Here is a 14310-nt window from a genome sequence, read left to right on the forward strand (position 1 = left end):
TAACATGACTTTTTGCACACCTTAGCAAGAATTTCCCTAGGGTGCACAAGGTTTTATCACTTCGCCTTGCTCCCCTTTTACTTCTTCCATTACAACATAGGTACGACTTTCACTAATGCTGGGTAATTTTAAAAGTATCTCACCTAAAACGCCGCGATACTCAGACATATCCGTTACCCGGGTTTTTAACAGGTAGTCAAAGTTACCTGACACAAGGTGACATTCGATAATTTCATCATGTTGCTTTACAGCCTGATTAAACTGATCGAATACATCAGGCGAATTTTTATTGACGGTGACCTCAACGAATACCAACAAGCCCTGACCCAGTTTCACCGGGTCAACAACGGCCTTATATCCTTTTATATAGCCTTCGCGTTCAAGTTTTTTTACCCGCTCCAGACAAGGCGTAGCGCTCAGCCCTATTCGTCTGGCTAATTCTACATTAGAAATTCGTCCGTCTTTTTGCAGTTCAACTAAAATCTTTCTATCGGTTCTGTCTAACTGAGTATGCATGATAAGTTTTATATCCTGAATATTTACTTAATACAGTATTATCAACTAATCATTATACTAAAAAAGGTAGGACATACTAGCAAACCATATCTATAATGGTCGAAAATTTTACCCCGTTCTTAATTGAGGCGAATTGTTATGATTATTGGTGTACCTAAAGAGATAAAAAACCACGAGTACCGTGTTGGTATGGTTCCAGCGAGTGTTCGTGAACTGATTAATCACGGCCACCAGGTAATAGTTGAAACAAATGCAGGTATCGGCATTGGTTTCACTGACGAAGATTATGTTCAGGTTGGTGCAGAAATCCGTGACACAGCGGCACAGGTTTTCGAGCAAGCTGACATGATCGTTAAAGTAAAAGAGCCACAGGCTGTTGAGCGCGCAATGCTACGTGAAGACCAAATTCTATTCACTTACTTGCACCTTGCACCTGATTTGCCTCAGACAGAAGATCTGGTTAAGAGCGGCGCAATCTGTATCGCATACGAAACGGTTACTGACAACCGTGGTGGTTTACCATTATTAGCACCTATGTCAGAAGTTGCTGGTCGTATGTCAATCCAGGCAGGTGCGCAGGCACTTGAAAAGTCAAACCTGGGTCGCGGCATGCTATTAGGTGGCGTACCAGGTGTTGAACCAGCGAAAGTTGTTGTGATCGGTGGTGGTATGGTTGGCCGTAACGCAGCACAAATGGCTGTTGGTATGGGTGCTGACGTAACAATCCTTGATCGTAACATCGACGTTCTGCGTAGCCTAAACGCACAGTTTGGCAGCCAGGCTAAAGTTATCTACTCAACAGTTGATGCGCTAGAGAAGCACGTTGTTGAAGCCGACCTAGTGATCGGTGGTGTTCTAATTCCAGGCGCAGCTGCTCCTAAATTAGTTACAGCTGAGCACATCAAAGCAATGAAGCCTGGTGCAGCAATCGTTGACGTTGCTATCGACCAGGGTGGTTGTATCGCAACTTCTAAAGCAACAACACACGCAGAACCAACTTACATCGTTGACGATGTTGTTCACTATTGTGTAGCAAACATGCCAGGCGCAGTACCACGCACTTCTACGTTTGCTTTGAACAACGCAACACTGCCTTACATCATCAAGCTTGCAAACCAGGGCTACAAAGAGGCGCTATTGTCTGACGAGCACTTCCTGAATGGTCTGAACGTTATTAAGGGTCAGATCACATGTAAAGAAGTCGCTGAAGGCTTTAATATGGAATACGTTGAAGCACGTGCAGCGCTTGCCAACGCATAATTAAACACTTGGTGTTTACAAAGCCTCGCTTATGCGGGGCTTTTTGCTTTTTTTACTCCAGGTGCGAAGAGAGTTGCCTGTACCGCTTTTTATTGTCTATCTTTTTATAATAGTCAGGTAGTAAAGGTAGCGTTACATGGCCATATCTCTCACCCAGCAAGAAAAACTCATTTTAAAAACGGTCAATATTCCTCCAAGACCACAAGCACTGTTGCAGTTTTCAGAAGAAGCTAAGCTCCAGGAACCCAACATCACCAAAATTTCAGATATATTACAAAGCGATGTGGCGATCAGTGCTGCTATTTTACAGGTGGTGAATTCAGCCGCCTTTCGTCGCAGCCGCGAAATTGACTCCATTGAACAAGCTGTCATGGTCCTGGGTTTAAAGCGGCTCATTCCGTTAGTTAAAGCTGTGGCTTTAAAGTCCTCGGTTGATTTACCTGCTGCACTAAGTGATTTCTGGGAAACGCAATCCGATATTGGTCAACATGCTTCTGCCATTTGTAACCGCCTTAACCGGCCTGCACTGGCAAATCACGCGTACATGCTTGGTTTATTCCATGGTGTTGGGATCCCCATTTTATGCCAGCACTTTGATGACTATCAGAACGTGCTGGATAAAGCACAGACAGACGGCTGGACCGAAGCCAGTCAATTTGAGTTTGCCCAGTATCACACCAGCCATGGCACCATAGGTGCGTTGCTCGCTCAACAGTGGCGCCTGCCAAAAATCGTGATTAACGTTATTTACTACCAACATGACGTAGACGGTATACTCACGTCCGGGGAGTTGGATAGCATTGGTAATGACCTGCTGTCTATTTTAAAAATCGCCCGCCATAAATCCTATTTAGCAACAACCCCAGTAAGTGAACAGAATCCGGAGTGGCAAGTGATCAAAGACGATGTCATGGATTATCTGGATATTTCTGACGAAGAGCTCGACGAGTTGTGGGGTGAATCATCAGAGTAGAGATAATCCACAGCCAGCACCTACAAATAGGCACACGATAGGCCAAGATAATTAACCACAGCAGATCTGTTGCGGATCCGCTCAAAACTAATAAAAACTGCATTTAAATGCCTAAATAATTGAAAGTTTCCCTCAATGATTTACCTTTATAAAGGGAAGCAGTTAGGAGATATGCCTGTGAAGTTCAAATTTAAGGTAATAGCCGTTTCAGCCTCAGTGCTCTTTCTGGCCCTGTTATTACTATCACTTAAACAGTATTTTTTACTGAAAGATAATTTACAACAACAAGTCAATGATAGTGTAGGAGAAATCATTCAGGGGATCAGTAACACTGTGACCTCGCAGATGCAAGGTGCCATTAATTTGGCGGTACTGACCACCGGGCTGGTGGAACAAAGCGATTCACTTAAACAAGCCCTGCCCTTGATCTCGCAACCAAAATTAAAAGAAACATTTCTGTTGATTGGCTATGGTGAAGATGCTACCGGAAACTATGTTGCAAGCGATCCAGGGTGGGATCCAGGACCAACCTGGGATCCTCGAGTGCGTCCATGGTTTGCCGGTGCTAAACAGGCTAATCAACTGATTGTGACTGCACCTTATGCCGATTCAGTGAGTAAAGAAATTGTGGTATCTGTCGGCACACCCGTTAAAAAAGGCAGCCGCTTCCATGGCGCTATCTTCTTTGATGTCAGTCTCGCCAAACTCGGTAATATGATCAATTCTTTTGAACTATTTGACTCCGGCTTTGCGTTTATGGTGAGTAAAGATGGCACCATTATTTCGCACCCGGATACCAAGTTAAATGGCCAGCAAGCAAGTAAATTTTTAGGTCGGACCCAGGTGTCTCAAACAGTGCAAGAAATCAGTATGAATAACCGCACCTATTTGATCACCTTTAAGGACGTCGAAGGTTTGGACTGGTATGTGGGTGTCGCACTCGAAAAAGACAAGGTATTTGCTGCTGTCAATACGATGGCTCAGGATGCCACTTTGTTCTCACTCATCGCGGTAATTGCAGCCATTGTTGTATTATCCTTGGTTATTAACTTGCTTCTTAAGCCCCTTGAAGACATCAATGTTGCGATGGCTAACATTGCCCAGGGGCACGCTGATTTGACAGTTCGCCTTGAGGCCTCTAACGAGCCCGAGTTTGCATCACTGGCTGAAAACTTCAACCGCTTTACTTCCCGGCTGCAAACGCTCATTGCCGATATTCAGCAGCTTGGACACGAGGTATTGGAAGATGCCCGACAAACTTCGACAGGGGCCAATCAGGCCACCATGGCCATAGAGCAGCAGCTTAACGCACTCAATACTTTAACGACTGCCACAGCGAACATGTCAAGCACAGAACAACAAGTTGCAAACACAGCACAACAGGCAGCCGACGCTATTCAAAACACCGACAACCTCGCCAGCAACGGAGAAACCATAGTGGCAGAATCAACCGACGCCATTACGGATTTATCGGCACAAATCAAACGCGCTGTGGATGTTGTCGCTGAACTCGAAGTATCGTCTTCAGGCATAGAGCAGATATTATCCGTCATCAATGGGATTGCCGAGCAAACCAACTTGTTAGCGCTCAACGCTGCAATTGAAGCCGCACGGGCTGGCGAATCTGGTCGTGGTTTTGCGGTGGTTGCCGACGAAGTAAGAACCCTGGCACAACGCACACAAGAAGCAACAACCGAAATCAAAGCCATGATAGATCAGCTGCAAAGCGGTGCTCAAAGTGCGGTTGGTGTTATGAACCAAAGTCAGACCATAGTTGAAAAATCGGTCAGCAAAGCCAATGACACCCGGGAAGCACTGGACGCTATTCGTCAGTCTATTGCCAGCATTGTCGATTTAAATGTCAGTATCGCTAATATGATCAGCGAGCAGAAACACGTAGTAGAAGAAGTCAATAACAATGCTTCTCAAATCCGTAACCTGTCTGACACTGTGTTTGATGAAGCCAAAGCAGTTGATCACACAATGCAGTCTCAGGTAGAAAAAATTGCTAAGCAGGAAAATATGTTAGAACAGTTCAGAGTGTAAACTTGCCACTGATGTAACACTAGCGAGTGAGGTTAAAACTCGCTAGTATATGGATATAAAGACAGTATAAGTAGCAATTCGGCACATGCATAGCGACCTTAAAGACACTTTCGAGCAATATTTTCAGATTGCCGAATCTAACCAGATTAACCTGTACCCTGTTGACGCCAACATGGTGCCCAAAAGTCAGGCTCAACTAGAAGCTGCCATTCCGCCTCTGTTCAGACTCGCAAACGAAATTAATGAACTGGACCTAAACGCGCTTAGACCACTGCGAAACCTGGGTGATGTCGCCAGCGATCTGGCTGCGTATCTGCAAGCACAGTCACGTAAAATCGACCTGATCATGAGTCATATTCTGGCCACGGAACAACCTGAAGATGAACTACTCAGATGTGACAGTTATGGTGGTGGTGGCATCATAGCCACACTAGAACAAGACTACGACCTTGGCCAGAATTTCAGAACCAAAGTATTCTTACAACATGAAGCCAGCGCCATATTTTGTTATGCCCGGGTGATTGACAAAGAAGCGCTTGATTCGGGCTTTCGTTATACCCTGGCCTTCACTCAAATTCGCGATAACGATCAGGAACTGTTGGTTCGCGCCAGCTTGCATGCCCAAACCCGGCAGCTAAAAAAGCGTCAGTCACCTGACGAAAATGAACAAAATAGCTGACAGCTAAGCTGTCAGTGCTAAACTAGTCGTCTACTATTTTTGATTGATTACACCATGAGTTTTACACTTTTACCCGAGTGGGCAACACAAGACGCCGTGATGCTCACCTGGCCACATCAAAATACTGACTGGGCAGACATATTACCCCAGGTTGAACCCGTTTATATCGCCTTGTGTCAGCAGATCACTCAAGTTGAGAAGGTCGTTATTGTTGCGAACAATGTCGAGCTGAAAGCACATATAAAACAGAAGCTAACAGAAGCAGATGTCGACATGACACAAATTGTGTTCGTGGATGCCCCCTGTAACGATACCTGGGCGCGTGATCATGGACCACTGACTACGCAAGACGCGTCAGGTCGACTCTCCATAAAAGACTTCACCTTTAATGGTTGGGGTAACAAGTTTGCAGCTGAGCTTGACAATCAGATTAATGCGCACCTGCACGCTAAGGTGGTTAATCCCCAAAATCACTATGAAGCTATTGACCTGGTGCTTGAAGGCGGTGGGATTGAAATCGACGAAGCTGGCACTTTGTTAACCACGTCTGAGTGCTTGCTTAACCCAAATCGTAATCCGCACCTGACTAAAACCGAGCTAGAGCAAAAACTGAGCGAGATTTTAGGTGCCAAACAGTTTCTCTGGGTAGACCATGGCTTCCTGGCCGGTGATGATACCGACAGTCACATTGATACACTGGTCCGCTTTGCCCCTAATAATACGTTGGTGTACGTCAGCTGCGACGATCCAAAAGATGCGCATTATGAAGCCCTCAGTGCGATGGAGACACAACTGAAGTCATTCCGTACGCCACAAGGCCAGCCATATAACCTGATCGCCCTGCCCTGGCCTAAAGCCGTATTCAATGATGAAGGCGAGCGTTTGCCGGCCACATACGCAAATTATCTGATCATCAACGATACCGTTTTGATGCCGCTTTACGGCGATGACAACGACGCCCGCGCACTGACTCAATTGCAAAGCGCACACCCGGAGCGCACCGTCATTGGCATTGACTGCCTGCCTATTATTCATCAGTTTGGCAGCCTCCACTGTATCACAATGCAGCTACCCGCCGGATTTTTAAAACAGGACTAATTTTAATGAGTAACAACACGTTGAAAGTCGCACTGGTTCAGCACAGTAATAGCGCCGATTTACAAAACAACCTGGATAAGTCCATTGCCGGGATCCGCGATGCAGCGGCTCAGGGCGCGAAACTCGTGGTATTACAAGAGCTGCACCGCAGCCTGTATTTTTGTCAGACTGAAGACACCGACCTGTTTGACCTGGCTGAGACTATTCCGGGCCCAAGCAGCGATGTATTTTGTCAGCTTGCCAAAGAGCTAAACCTGGTAATTGTCGCTTCGCTTTTCGAAAAACGTGCAACCGGCTTGTATCACAATACAGCAGTTGTCTTTGAAACCGATGGCAGTATTGCCGGTCAGTATCGAAAAATGCACATTCCTGACGATCCGGGCTTTTATGAAAAATTCTATTTTACACCAGGCGACATGGGCTTTTCGCCTATCCAAACCTCTGTAGGTAAACTGGGTGTATTGGTATGTTGGGATCAATGGTTCCCGGAAGGCGCGCGCTTAATGGCCATGGCCGGTGCTGATATGCTGATTTACCCGACTGCAATAGGTTGGGACCCTCGCGACGAGCAGGACGAACAAATTCGTCAGCGCGACGCCTGGATGATCGCACAACGCGCCCATGCCGTATCTAACGGTTTGCCCGTTTTAAGTGTTAACCGTGTTGGCCACGAAGCCGACCCAAGCGGCCAAAGTGAAGGGATCCAGTTCTGGGGTAACTCCTTTGTCGCAGGGCCACAGGGCGAGCTACTAGCACATGGCAGCGAATCTGAAGAACAACTTTTGGTGGTTGAACTTGATCAGAGCCGCAGTGAGTCCGTCAGACGAATTTGGCCATACCTGAGAGATCGTCGTATCGACCACTATCAGGACCTATGCAAAATTTACCGGGATTAATCTATCCCAAAACGGCCTCGACATGGCGTCAGGCCGCTTTGCTTTATTATCGCTAAGCGCGAGTCGAATTACATTAAGTGCAATAAAAACAACATGCAGTAACAGGAGTATATGAATGGCAACAGCGCAGTGGAACAAACTTCCCTGGGTCAAATCGCAAAAGGATAAAATCCATTGGGGCCAGCTGGTCGGTAGCAGTATGTCCATTGCCATCAGTGAAGGCGTCAGACAACATGATGCATTGGTTGTGGTGGTGACACCTGATACGCCAAGCGCATTGCGCCTTGAGACTGAGTTAGGTTACTTACTGGGTGAAGACAAAGTTCATGTTTTCCCCGACTGGGAAACCTTACCCTACGATCACTTTTCACCCCATCAGGATATCATTTCGCAGCGCCTTGCCAGCCTGAATTCCCTGCGTCATCAGCATCAGGGCGTATTATTACTGCCTGTGTCCACGTTAATGTTGCGCACTGCACCACCTGAATTTATTTATGGCAGTGCCTTACAGTTTAAGGTTGGCGACTCACTGGATGCGCAAAAGCTCAAAGAAACGCTGGCTCAGGCCGGATACCGTAACGTACAGCAAGTGATGGAACACGGCGAATTCGCTGTCAGAGGCTCTATTATCGACCTGTTTCCAATGGGCAGCACCACGCCATTCCGGCTCGACTTTTTCGATGACGAACTGGACAGCATTCGACTCTTTGATATTGAGACGCAGCGCTCCAGCGAACAGATAAAGTCCATCGATTTATTACCCGCTCATGAGTTCCCAACCAACGACGAAGACATTGAACGTTTTCGTATTGCATATCGGGAAACCTTTGGTGCGAGCAGCGAACAAGACTCCGTTTATATGCAGGTAACCAGGGGCAACTGGCCTGCCGGTATTGAGTATTACCTGCCGCTATTTTACGAAGAAATTGCGACCATATTTGATTACCTCCCAGAACAAGCCGTGTTTATGCACCTGGGTGACATCGAACAGGCTGCCTCTGAGTTCTGGCTGGACGTCAATAATCGCTATGAAAACCGACGAGTTGACCCACTACGACCCCTGCTAGAACCAGTGCGCCTTTATCAAAACGTCGAAACCCTGTTTGAAGGGTTTTCGCGTTACCCCAGAATTCGCCTGAGTGAAGCAAGCCTGGGCACCAAGGCCGGGCATACCAATCTCAGCGCCAGTCTGGTGACTGATGTTCGTGTTGACCATAAACAGACTGACCCCTTTAAGCCACTGCTGGATTACATTACCGTACAGAAAAAGAATAAAGGCCGGGTGTTATTCAGTGTTGAGTCGGATGGTCGCCGCGAATCTCTGATGACCTTACTCAAACCAAGTGGCCTGAAACTCAAAGAATTTGATAATTTTGCTCATTTCGCCAGTGCGCGCAACGATGTAGGCCTGATCGTCAGTCCGCTTGAGCGCTCTGTCATGCTCGACGGAAACAAGCCTTTAAGTATTCTGACTGAGCAAGAATTGCTGGGTATTAAAGTTTCACAGCGCCGCCGTCGTAAACACAAATACGATCAAGGCCAGGATGCACTTATACGCAACCTGGCAGAGCTCAAAGAAGGCCAGCCAATTGTCCACCTGGACCATGGTGTCGGTCGATACCTTGGCCTGCAAACCATTGATGCCGCCGGTGTTGCCACAGAGTTTGTGACCATCATCTATGCCAATGATGCCAAGCTCTATGTGCCCGTATCTGCACTACACATGCTAAGCCGATATTCCGGAGGCGAAGAAGCCTCAGCTCCGTTGCATAAACTCGGCTCAGACGTCTGGGAAAAAGCCAAACGCCGCGCCGCCGAAAAAGTCCGAGATGTTGCTGCAGAGCTGCTGGACATCTACGCTAAGCGTCAAAGCAAGCCAGGTCATTTATTCAAACTCGACGGCCAGGCCTATCGCGAATTCAGCGATACTTTCCCGTTCGAAGAGACAGACGACCAACGTAACGCCATTGACGCCGTACTGGGAGATATGCAAACCCCACTTGCAATGGATCGGTTGGTGTGTGGTGACGTTGGTTTTGGTAAAACAGAAGTGGCCATGCGAGCAGCCTTTGTTGCGATAAATGACAACAAACAAGTTGCCGTGCTGGTGCCCACTACTTTGCTGGCACAGCAGCACTATGAGAACTTCCGCGACCGCTTTGCCTCCTTGCCCATTGAGGTTGGCGTATTATCCCGCTTTAACAGCACGAAAGAGCAAAAAGACACCCTCGACAAGCTTGAAAACGGCCAGCTTGATATTGTGATCGGCACCCACAAGCTGCTGCAACAAAGCATCAAGTATAGAGACCTGGGCTTATTGATTGTCGACGAAGAGCACCGCTTCGGGGTAAGACAAAAAGAAAAGATCAAACAACTGCGCGCCGACGTAGACATACTCACGCTAACAGCGACGCCCATTCCACGAACCCTGAATATGGCCATGAGTGGCATGCGTGACCTGTCTATTATTGCTACGCCACCCGCAAAACGCCTGGCAGTGAAGACCTTTGTGCAGGAGCGCAACGATGAGGTGATCCGCGAAGCCATTCTGCGGGAAATTAAACGGGGTGGTCAGGTGTACTTCTTACACAATAATGTCGAAACCATAGATAAAACGGCAGCCGACATTGCTGCACTGGTGCCTGAGGCCAGCATTGCCATCGCACATGGCCAGATGCGTGAAAAAGAACTCGAACAACTGATGAGTGACTTTTATCATCAGAAACACAATGTGCTGGTGTGTACCACCATCATAGAAACCGGTATAGATATTCCGTCTGCTAATACCATCATCATGGACCGTGCCGACAAACTGGGTCTGGCACAGATGCACCAGTTACGTGGTCGGGTTGGTCGTAGCCACCATCAGGCTTATGCCTACTTGCTGACCCGCAACAGCCAAACGCTGACCAAAGATGCCGTGAAACGGCTTCAGGCCATCGAATCACTTGAAGACCTCGGCGCCGGTTTTGCCTTGGCGACGCACGATTTGGAGATCCGGGGCGCAGGTGAACTACTGGGTGACGAACAGAGCGGTCAGATCCAGACCGTGGGCTTTACCCTCTACATGGAAATGCTTGAGCAGGCTGTACAAGCGCTCAAAGACGGTAAAGAGCCAACCCTGGAGAATCTGCTACAACAGCAAAGCGATGTGGACCTGAAAATTCCAGCGCTGCTGCCTGATGATTACATCCATGATGTGAACATGCGCCTGAGTATGTACAAGCGTATTGCCAGCGCCAATGATGAAGACACGCAGGACGAGCTGAAGGTCGAGCTGATTGACCGCTTTGGATTACTGCCGGATGCCGCGAAAAACCTCTTTAGCATTCAACTTTTGAAATCAAAAGCGGCTAAACTGGGGATCACCAAAGTGGAAGCCAACCAAAAAGGCGGCTACTTTGAGTTCAGTGCCAGTACCACGGTTAACCCGACATTCATCATTGCTCTGATACAAAGCAACCCGACTGTGTACCGCATGGAAGGTGCCAGCAAATTGCGCTTTAATATCGAAGAGAAAAATGGTCAGGAACGTTTAAAACTGGTAAATGCAATGATTGACGACTTTCAGAAAAAGGCGGTGGCATGATAAGGACAGCCCTTTCCCTGACATTACTGAGCGCTGCGCTATTGGCCTCTGCTTCGGCCAGCGCAAAACGCTGGTATGAAGTTGAGCTGATCGCCTTCGCTCAGCAGGATAACGAGCAACTGCAAGAGGATTTTACAATTGAAAATCCCGAGCTGAATTTAAACCGAACACTGGACCTGCTCACTAAAGGCTACAACAGTGCCGGCCAGCAGGCTTGTCTCAATGGTGACAGTCGTTTTGATCCGCGCCCGGTTACCAGCCGCTTTGTGCAGCAAGATGCGTCCTGGCACTGCGCCGATGGCGTAGACTATATGGCACAGTATCAACAACTCCCGCTAACGCCCCACGCAGAGCCACAGGACCATAAGCAAAACATTTACTTGCTCAACGAGGAGCAGCTTAAGTTTGACAGCGTGCTCAATAAGTTAAAAAAGAAAGGGCTGAAGCCAATTCTGCACACTGGCTGGCGCTTTCCCGACCAAAGTAAAAAGCGCGCACCAAACATACTCGTATATGGTGGACAAAAGTTCGAGCAACCCGCCAGCTATGTGGCCCGTTTAGGTGCCCCGGACGATGGCTTTATCAGCCTGCTGGGCGAACCTAAACAGGTTGCGCAAAAGGAACAAGATCCGACACTGTGGCAGCTACAGGGTTGGATGAAAATCCACATACGGCATTATTTATATGTTACCAGTAACTTTGACTATCATTACAAAAGTGATGAAGGCGACCTACAAAGCGCCAGAATGTCTCAGTTTACCCGGGTATACAGCGGCGACATTCATTATTTAGATCATCCCAAAATGGGGATCATCTTCCAAATCAGAAAATACAGACACTGACGGAAACTACTATGAAAAAAATTTTAACCCTGACTCTGCTCCTCGGCCTGGCTGCCTGCTCTAAAGTAAGCATGGAAAACTACGACAAGATCGAAGTGGGTATGGACAAAACTGAGCTGGAACAAATTCTGGGATCTGCGGATCAGTGCGAAGAAAAAACCCTACACACTAACTGCACCTGGGGCAACGATAACAAGCACATAAAAGTGACTTTAGTTTCGGATAAAGTGACGTTGTACAGCAAAAAAGGGCTGGAATAATACTCGCAGGCAAACAGGTTTCCTTACCTGTTTGCCTCTTATATTTGCATTTTTTCACAGCTCGCCTCCTCTCCTTTAAACCCCCTAATTATTTGAGCACAACCATTCCCCTTTAAATTGAGCATTTGTTGCTCACTTAGGATTGACAATAGGTACACAGACATGTTTTGATACTTCACGAAATATATTGAATACAATATACTTAAGGAGAAAACATGAACCATTTAAATCTTAAAACGAAGAAACTCAAAAATTTGACCAGCAACGAAACGCTTGCCAAACAAGCAACACGATTTATCGCGGGCGGCAGTTCACATACGAATGTGTGCATTAACTCTGTACAACAATGCAGAACCGATGGTACCGACGGTATGCCTGGTTAACAGCTACAAGTAAGAGCGCCCCCGTGTGCTCTTTCCAATCCTGCATATAAAAAATAACAGACTAACGATTTATATTCCCTTTAAACTAAATAACACATCTGCACCAATCATAGGGGCCCCTACGTAGACCAAGTTGATTCGCTCGTTGATTAAGGATGAGAAAAGCTGGGCTCAAGCCTAAACCGACAGCGACCGATACCAAACGGTAAATGCCGGCCAATGTCTGTAACCATTTTCTTGAGCGACAGAACGATATAGTTTAGTGGGGTAAATTAATAGGGTTTACTGTGTGTTTTGTAAAATAGCAAATAAAACACAGGTAGAAGAACCATAGTTAAAATTGTGCCAAATGAAAGACCAGCCATAGCGACGCCTGACATGCCAGGCAAAATATCAATGCCTGGAGGTGGATCCATGATTAATCTGACATTATATGTTCTGGTTGTTTGAGACGCTTCGCTGCTAACCTCTTTAATACGTGCCGGAATTTCAATGTCCGGAAAAGCATCAAATACGACTCTAGGTTTTTTTACATATGGCAAGTTCGAAATATGGTTTTCCGAAATGCTGATGTCCATCTCCATTTTTGATATATCAACCAATCGGAAGGTTGGACTATTAGCATTGATATCCTGGTAATTTTCCACATAGCGTTGAACCACTACACCATCGAATGGTGCTTTTAGCGTTGCGTAGCTAAGCCTGTCCTCAGCGGCATTTAATTGGGCCATCGCAACGGCATAACTCGCCTTCGCACTATTGTAGGCTGTATGACGAAGGTCAACGGTTGAATGACTCACAGCGCCTGGTTTTCTTTGCTGAATACGAGTAACTCGATCATATTCTATTAAAGCATTATCATCGTTAGATGATAGTCACGAACTGACAAAGGCGGCATACTCATCAAAGTAACCTGCCTCTTCACTCAACGGACAAAACGCGAAGATGGCAATAGCACCACCTCTGACTTTTCGAAACCCGTAATGCTTCAACAAACGCTGACATGCTAAATTATTGTGCTGAACCTTGCCCAATACGAGTGACACCTCACGGCCGGGCACCAGTATATCCAATGCATTCAAAGCCGCGCTGAGTGCCTCAGAGGCCAGACCCAAGCGCCAAAACAGCGGAGCGAGCTCAATTCCCAGGTGAATGTGCTTTGTATTGACGTCGTAATCGTACAACCCCAGCGTGCCTATGAATTCACCGTCGTATTCTATGGCAAAGCGCCCGCCTCGCCCTTCGTAGAATTCTTCAAGATCAGCCTGCAACATCGCCCTGACTTCTGGCTGGGTCAGCTTATCGCCATAATCATTATACTGGCTTACCAAGGGGTCGTTTAGCAGCGCCACCAGCGCCGGTACATCACGATAATTCACCGGCCTTAGCAGCAATCTGGGTGTCTTAATTTGCATCAGGTTCCATCATCTAAAAGCTTTCAATAAAGCCCTCTCTTTTTCGCTAAATTAGTATAAACTATCGGGCCTTAAGTAACAGCCGTCAGGAGTCGTTAAGATGAGCGAAGAGTATATTGTCATTCCCCCCACCACTAAAGTATGGTGCCCGGAAAAAGGCGAAGGCTGGACACTGACCGGGATAACCGGCATTGAAGAAAACACTTCAGTAATGTTCAGCGGCGTGCGTTACACTATTCCGGCGCAGAAGATTGTAGAAGAATTACTGCCAAATTATCAGGCAAGAGAGAAAGAGCAAGGGTGAGCTCATCAGCTCACCCGCACAATATTAACTAAGAAAGGTACGCCACTAC

At 47.1% G+C, this 14310-nt stretch carries 14 protein-coding genes; 11 read left to right on the forward strand and 3 right to left on the reverse strand.

Features of this window, described 5'->3' with window-relative positions:
- Positions 1 to 36: 36 nt before the first annotated feature.
- Positions 37 to 516 carry a leucine-responsive transcriptional regulator Lrp gene (gene lrp / locus AT705_RS03105; protein WP_010384600.1) on the reverse strand — a complete coding sequence of 160 codons (480 nt, stop codon included), beginning with the start codon at positions 514 to 516 and terminating at the stop codon, positions 37 to 39.
- Between the two features lie 138 nt (positions 517 to 654).
- Here lrp and ald point away from each other — a divergent pair, with 138 nt between their 5' ends.
- The 10 genes from ald to AT705_RS25155 all read left to right on the forward strand — a co-directional run bounded on the left by ald (position 655) and on the right by AT705_RS25155 (position 12542).
- Positions 655 to 1776, forward strand: a complete 1122-nt coding sequence (gene ald / locus AT705_RS03110; protein WP_058795451.1) for an alanine dehydrogenase — start codon at positions 655 to 657, stop codon at positions 1774 to 1776.
- Between the two features lie 136 nt (positions 1777 to 1912).
- Positions 1913 to 2749, forward strand: coding sequence for an HDOD domain-containing protein (locus AT705_RS03115; protein ID WP_058795452.1), 837 nt, complete (start codon positions 1913 to 1915; stop codon positions 2747 to 2749).
- 171 nt (positions 2750 to 2920) lie between these two features.
- The gene (locus AT705_RS03120; RefSeq protein WP_058795453.1) at positions 2921 to 4795 is read left to right on the forward strand and encodes a methyl-accepting chemotaxis protein; all 1875 of its coding nucleotides are present in this window, start codon (positions 2921 to 2923) and stop codon (positions 4793 to 4795) included.
- Between the two features lie 85 nt (positions 4796 to 4880).
- Positions 4881 to 5474, forward strand: a complete 594-nt coding sequence (locus tag AT705_RS03125) for a PilZ domain-containing protein (protein WP_058795454.1) — start codon at positions 4881 to 4883, stop codon at positions 5472 to 5474.
- A gap of 54 nt (positions 5475 to 5528) precedes the next feature.
- On the forward strand, positions 5529 to 6572 hold the full coding sequence (locus tag AT705_RS03130) for an agmatine deiminase family protein (protein WP_058797893.1): 1044 nt from the start codon (positions 5529 to 5531) through the stop codon (positions 6570 to 6572).
- Between the two features lie 5 nt (positions 6573 to 6577).
- A complete protein-coding gene (locus tag AT705_RS03135) occupies positions 6578 to 7468 on the forward strand; it encodes a carbon-nitrogen hydrolase (protein WP_058795455.1) in 891 nt (296 codons plus the stop codon).
- Positions 7469 to 7583: 115 nt separating this feature from the next.
- Complete coding sequence (mfd, locus tag AT705_RS03140) at positions 7584 to 11057, forward strand: transcription-repair coupling factor (RefSeq protein WP_058795456.1); 3474 nt, start codon at positions 7584 to 7586, stop codon at positions 11055 to 11057.
- On the forward strand, positions 11054 to 11899 hold the full coding sequence (locus AT705_RS03145; RefSeq protein WP_058795457.1) for a CsiV family protein: 846 nt from the start codon (positions 11054 to 11056) through the stop codon (positions 11897 to 11899). Before mfd ends, AT705_RS03145 begins: the two co-directional genes overlap by 4 nt.
- Positions 11900 to 11910: 11 nt before the next feature.
- A complete protein-coding gene (locus AT705_RS03150; protein ID WP_058795458.1) occupies positions 11911 to 12159 on the forward strand; it encodes a hypothetical protein in 249 nt (82 codons plus the stop codon).
- A gap of 215 nt (positions 12160 to 12374) precedes the next feature.
- Entirely contained in the window at positions 12375 to 12542 is a 168-nt protein-coding gene (locus AT705_RS25155) for a hypothetical protein (protein WP_157576642.1), read from the forward strand.
- A 272-nt stretch (positions 12543 to 12814) separates the two neighbouring features.
- Here AT705_RS25155 and AT705_RS03155 read toward each other — a convergent pair whose 3' ends face one another.
- On the reverse strand, positions 12815 to 13342 hold the full coding sequence (locus AT705_RS03155) for an efflux RND transporter periplasmic adaptor subunit (RefSeq protein ID WP_237113774.1): 528 nt from the start codon (positions 13340 to 13342) through the stop codon (positions 12815 to 12817).
- Positions 13343 to 13417: 75 nt separating this feature from the next.
- Complete coding sequence (locus AT705_RS03160; protein ID WP_058795460.1) at positions 13418 to 13957, reverse strand: GNAT family N-acetyltransferase; 540 nt, start codon at positions 13955 to 13957, stop codon at positions 13418 to 13420.
- Positions 13958 to 14057: 100 nt separating this feature from the next.
- Between AT705_RS03160 and AT705_RS03165 the strand changes: the two genes are divergently transcribed.
- Positions 14058 to 14261, forward strand: coding sequence for a hypothetical protein (locus AT705_RS03165; RefSeq protein ID WP_049865994.1), 204 nt, complete (start codon positions 14058 to 14060; stop codon positions 14259 to 14261).
- The last annotated feature ends 49 nt before the right edge of the window (positions 14262 to 14310 follow it).

Origin of the sequence: Pseudoalteromonas rubra, assembly GCF_001482385.1 — a bacterium.
In the GTDB taxonomy this organism is placed as follows: Bacteria; Pseudomonadota; Gammaproteobacteria; order Enterobacterales; family Alteromonadaceae; genus Pseudoalteromonas; species Pseudoalteromonas ardens.

Bases quoted from the DNA above. Each gene is read 5' to 3' on its own strand.
- AT705_RS03115 (WP_058795452.1), top strand. From the start codon at position 1,913: ATGGCCATATCTCTCACCCAGCAAGAAAAACTCATTTTAAAAACGGTC.
- AT705_RS03150 (WP_058795458.1), top strand. From the start codon at position 11,911: ATGAAAAAAATTTTAACCCTGACTCTGCTCCTCGGCCTGGCTGCCTGC.
- AT705_RS03165 (WP_049865994.1), top strand. From the start codon at position 14,058: ATGAGCGAAGAGTATATTGTCATTCCCCCCACCACTAAAGTATGGTGC.
- AT705_RS03120 (WP_058795453.1), top strand. From the start codon at position 2,921: ATGCCTGTGAAGTTCAAATTTAAGGTAATAGCCGTTTCAGCCTCAGTG.
- AT705_RS03135 (WP_058795455.1), top strand. From the start codon at position 6,578: ATGAGTAACAACACGTTGAAAGTCGCACTGGTTCAGCACAGTAATAGC.
- AT705_RS03125 (WP_058795454.1), top strand. From the start codon at position 4,881: ATGCATAGCGACCTTAAAGACACTTTCGAGCAATATTTTCAGATTGCC.
- AT705_RS03160 (WP_058795460.1), bottom strand. From the start codon at position 13,957: ATGCAAATTAAGACACCCAGATTGCTGCTAAGGCCGGTGAATTATCGT.
- ald (WP_058795451.1), top strand. From the start codon at position 655: ATGATTATTGGTGTACCTAAAGAGATAAAAAACCACGAGTACCGTGTT.
- AT705_RS25155 (WP_157576642.1), top strand. From the start codon at position 12,375: ATGAACCATTTAAATCTTAAAACGAAGAAACTCAAAAATTTGACCAGC.
- AT705_RS03145 (WP_058795457.1), top strand. From the start codon at position 11,054: ATGATAAGGACAGCCCTTTCCCTGACATTACTGAGCGCTGCGCTATTG.
- AT705_RS03130 (WP_058797893.1), top strand. From the start codon at position 5,529: ATGAGTTTTACACTTTTACCCGAGTGGGCAACACAAGACGCCGTGATG.
- mfd (WP_058795456.1), top strand. From the start codon at position 7,584: ATGGCAACAGCGCAGTGGAACAAACTTCCCTGGGTCAAATCGCAAAAG.
- lrp (WP_010384600.1), bottom strand. From the start codon at position 516: ATGCATACTCAGTTAGACAGAACCGATAGAAAGATTTTAGTTGAACTG.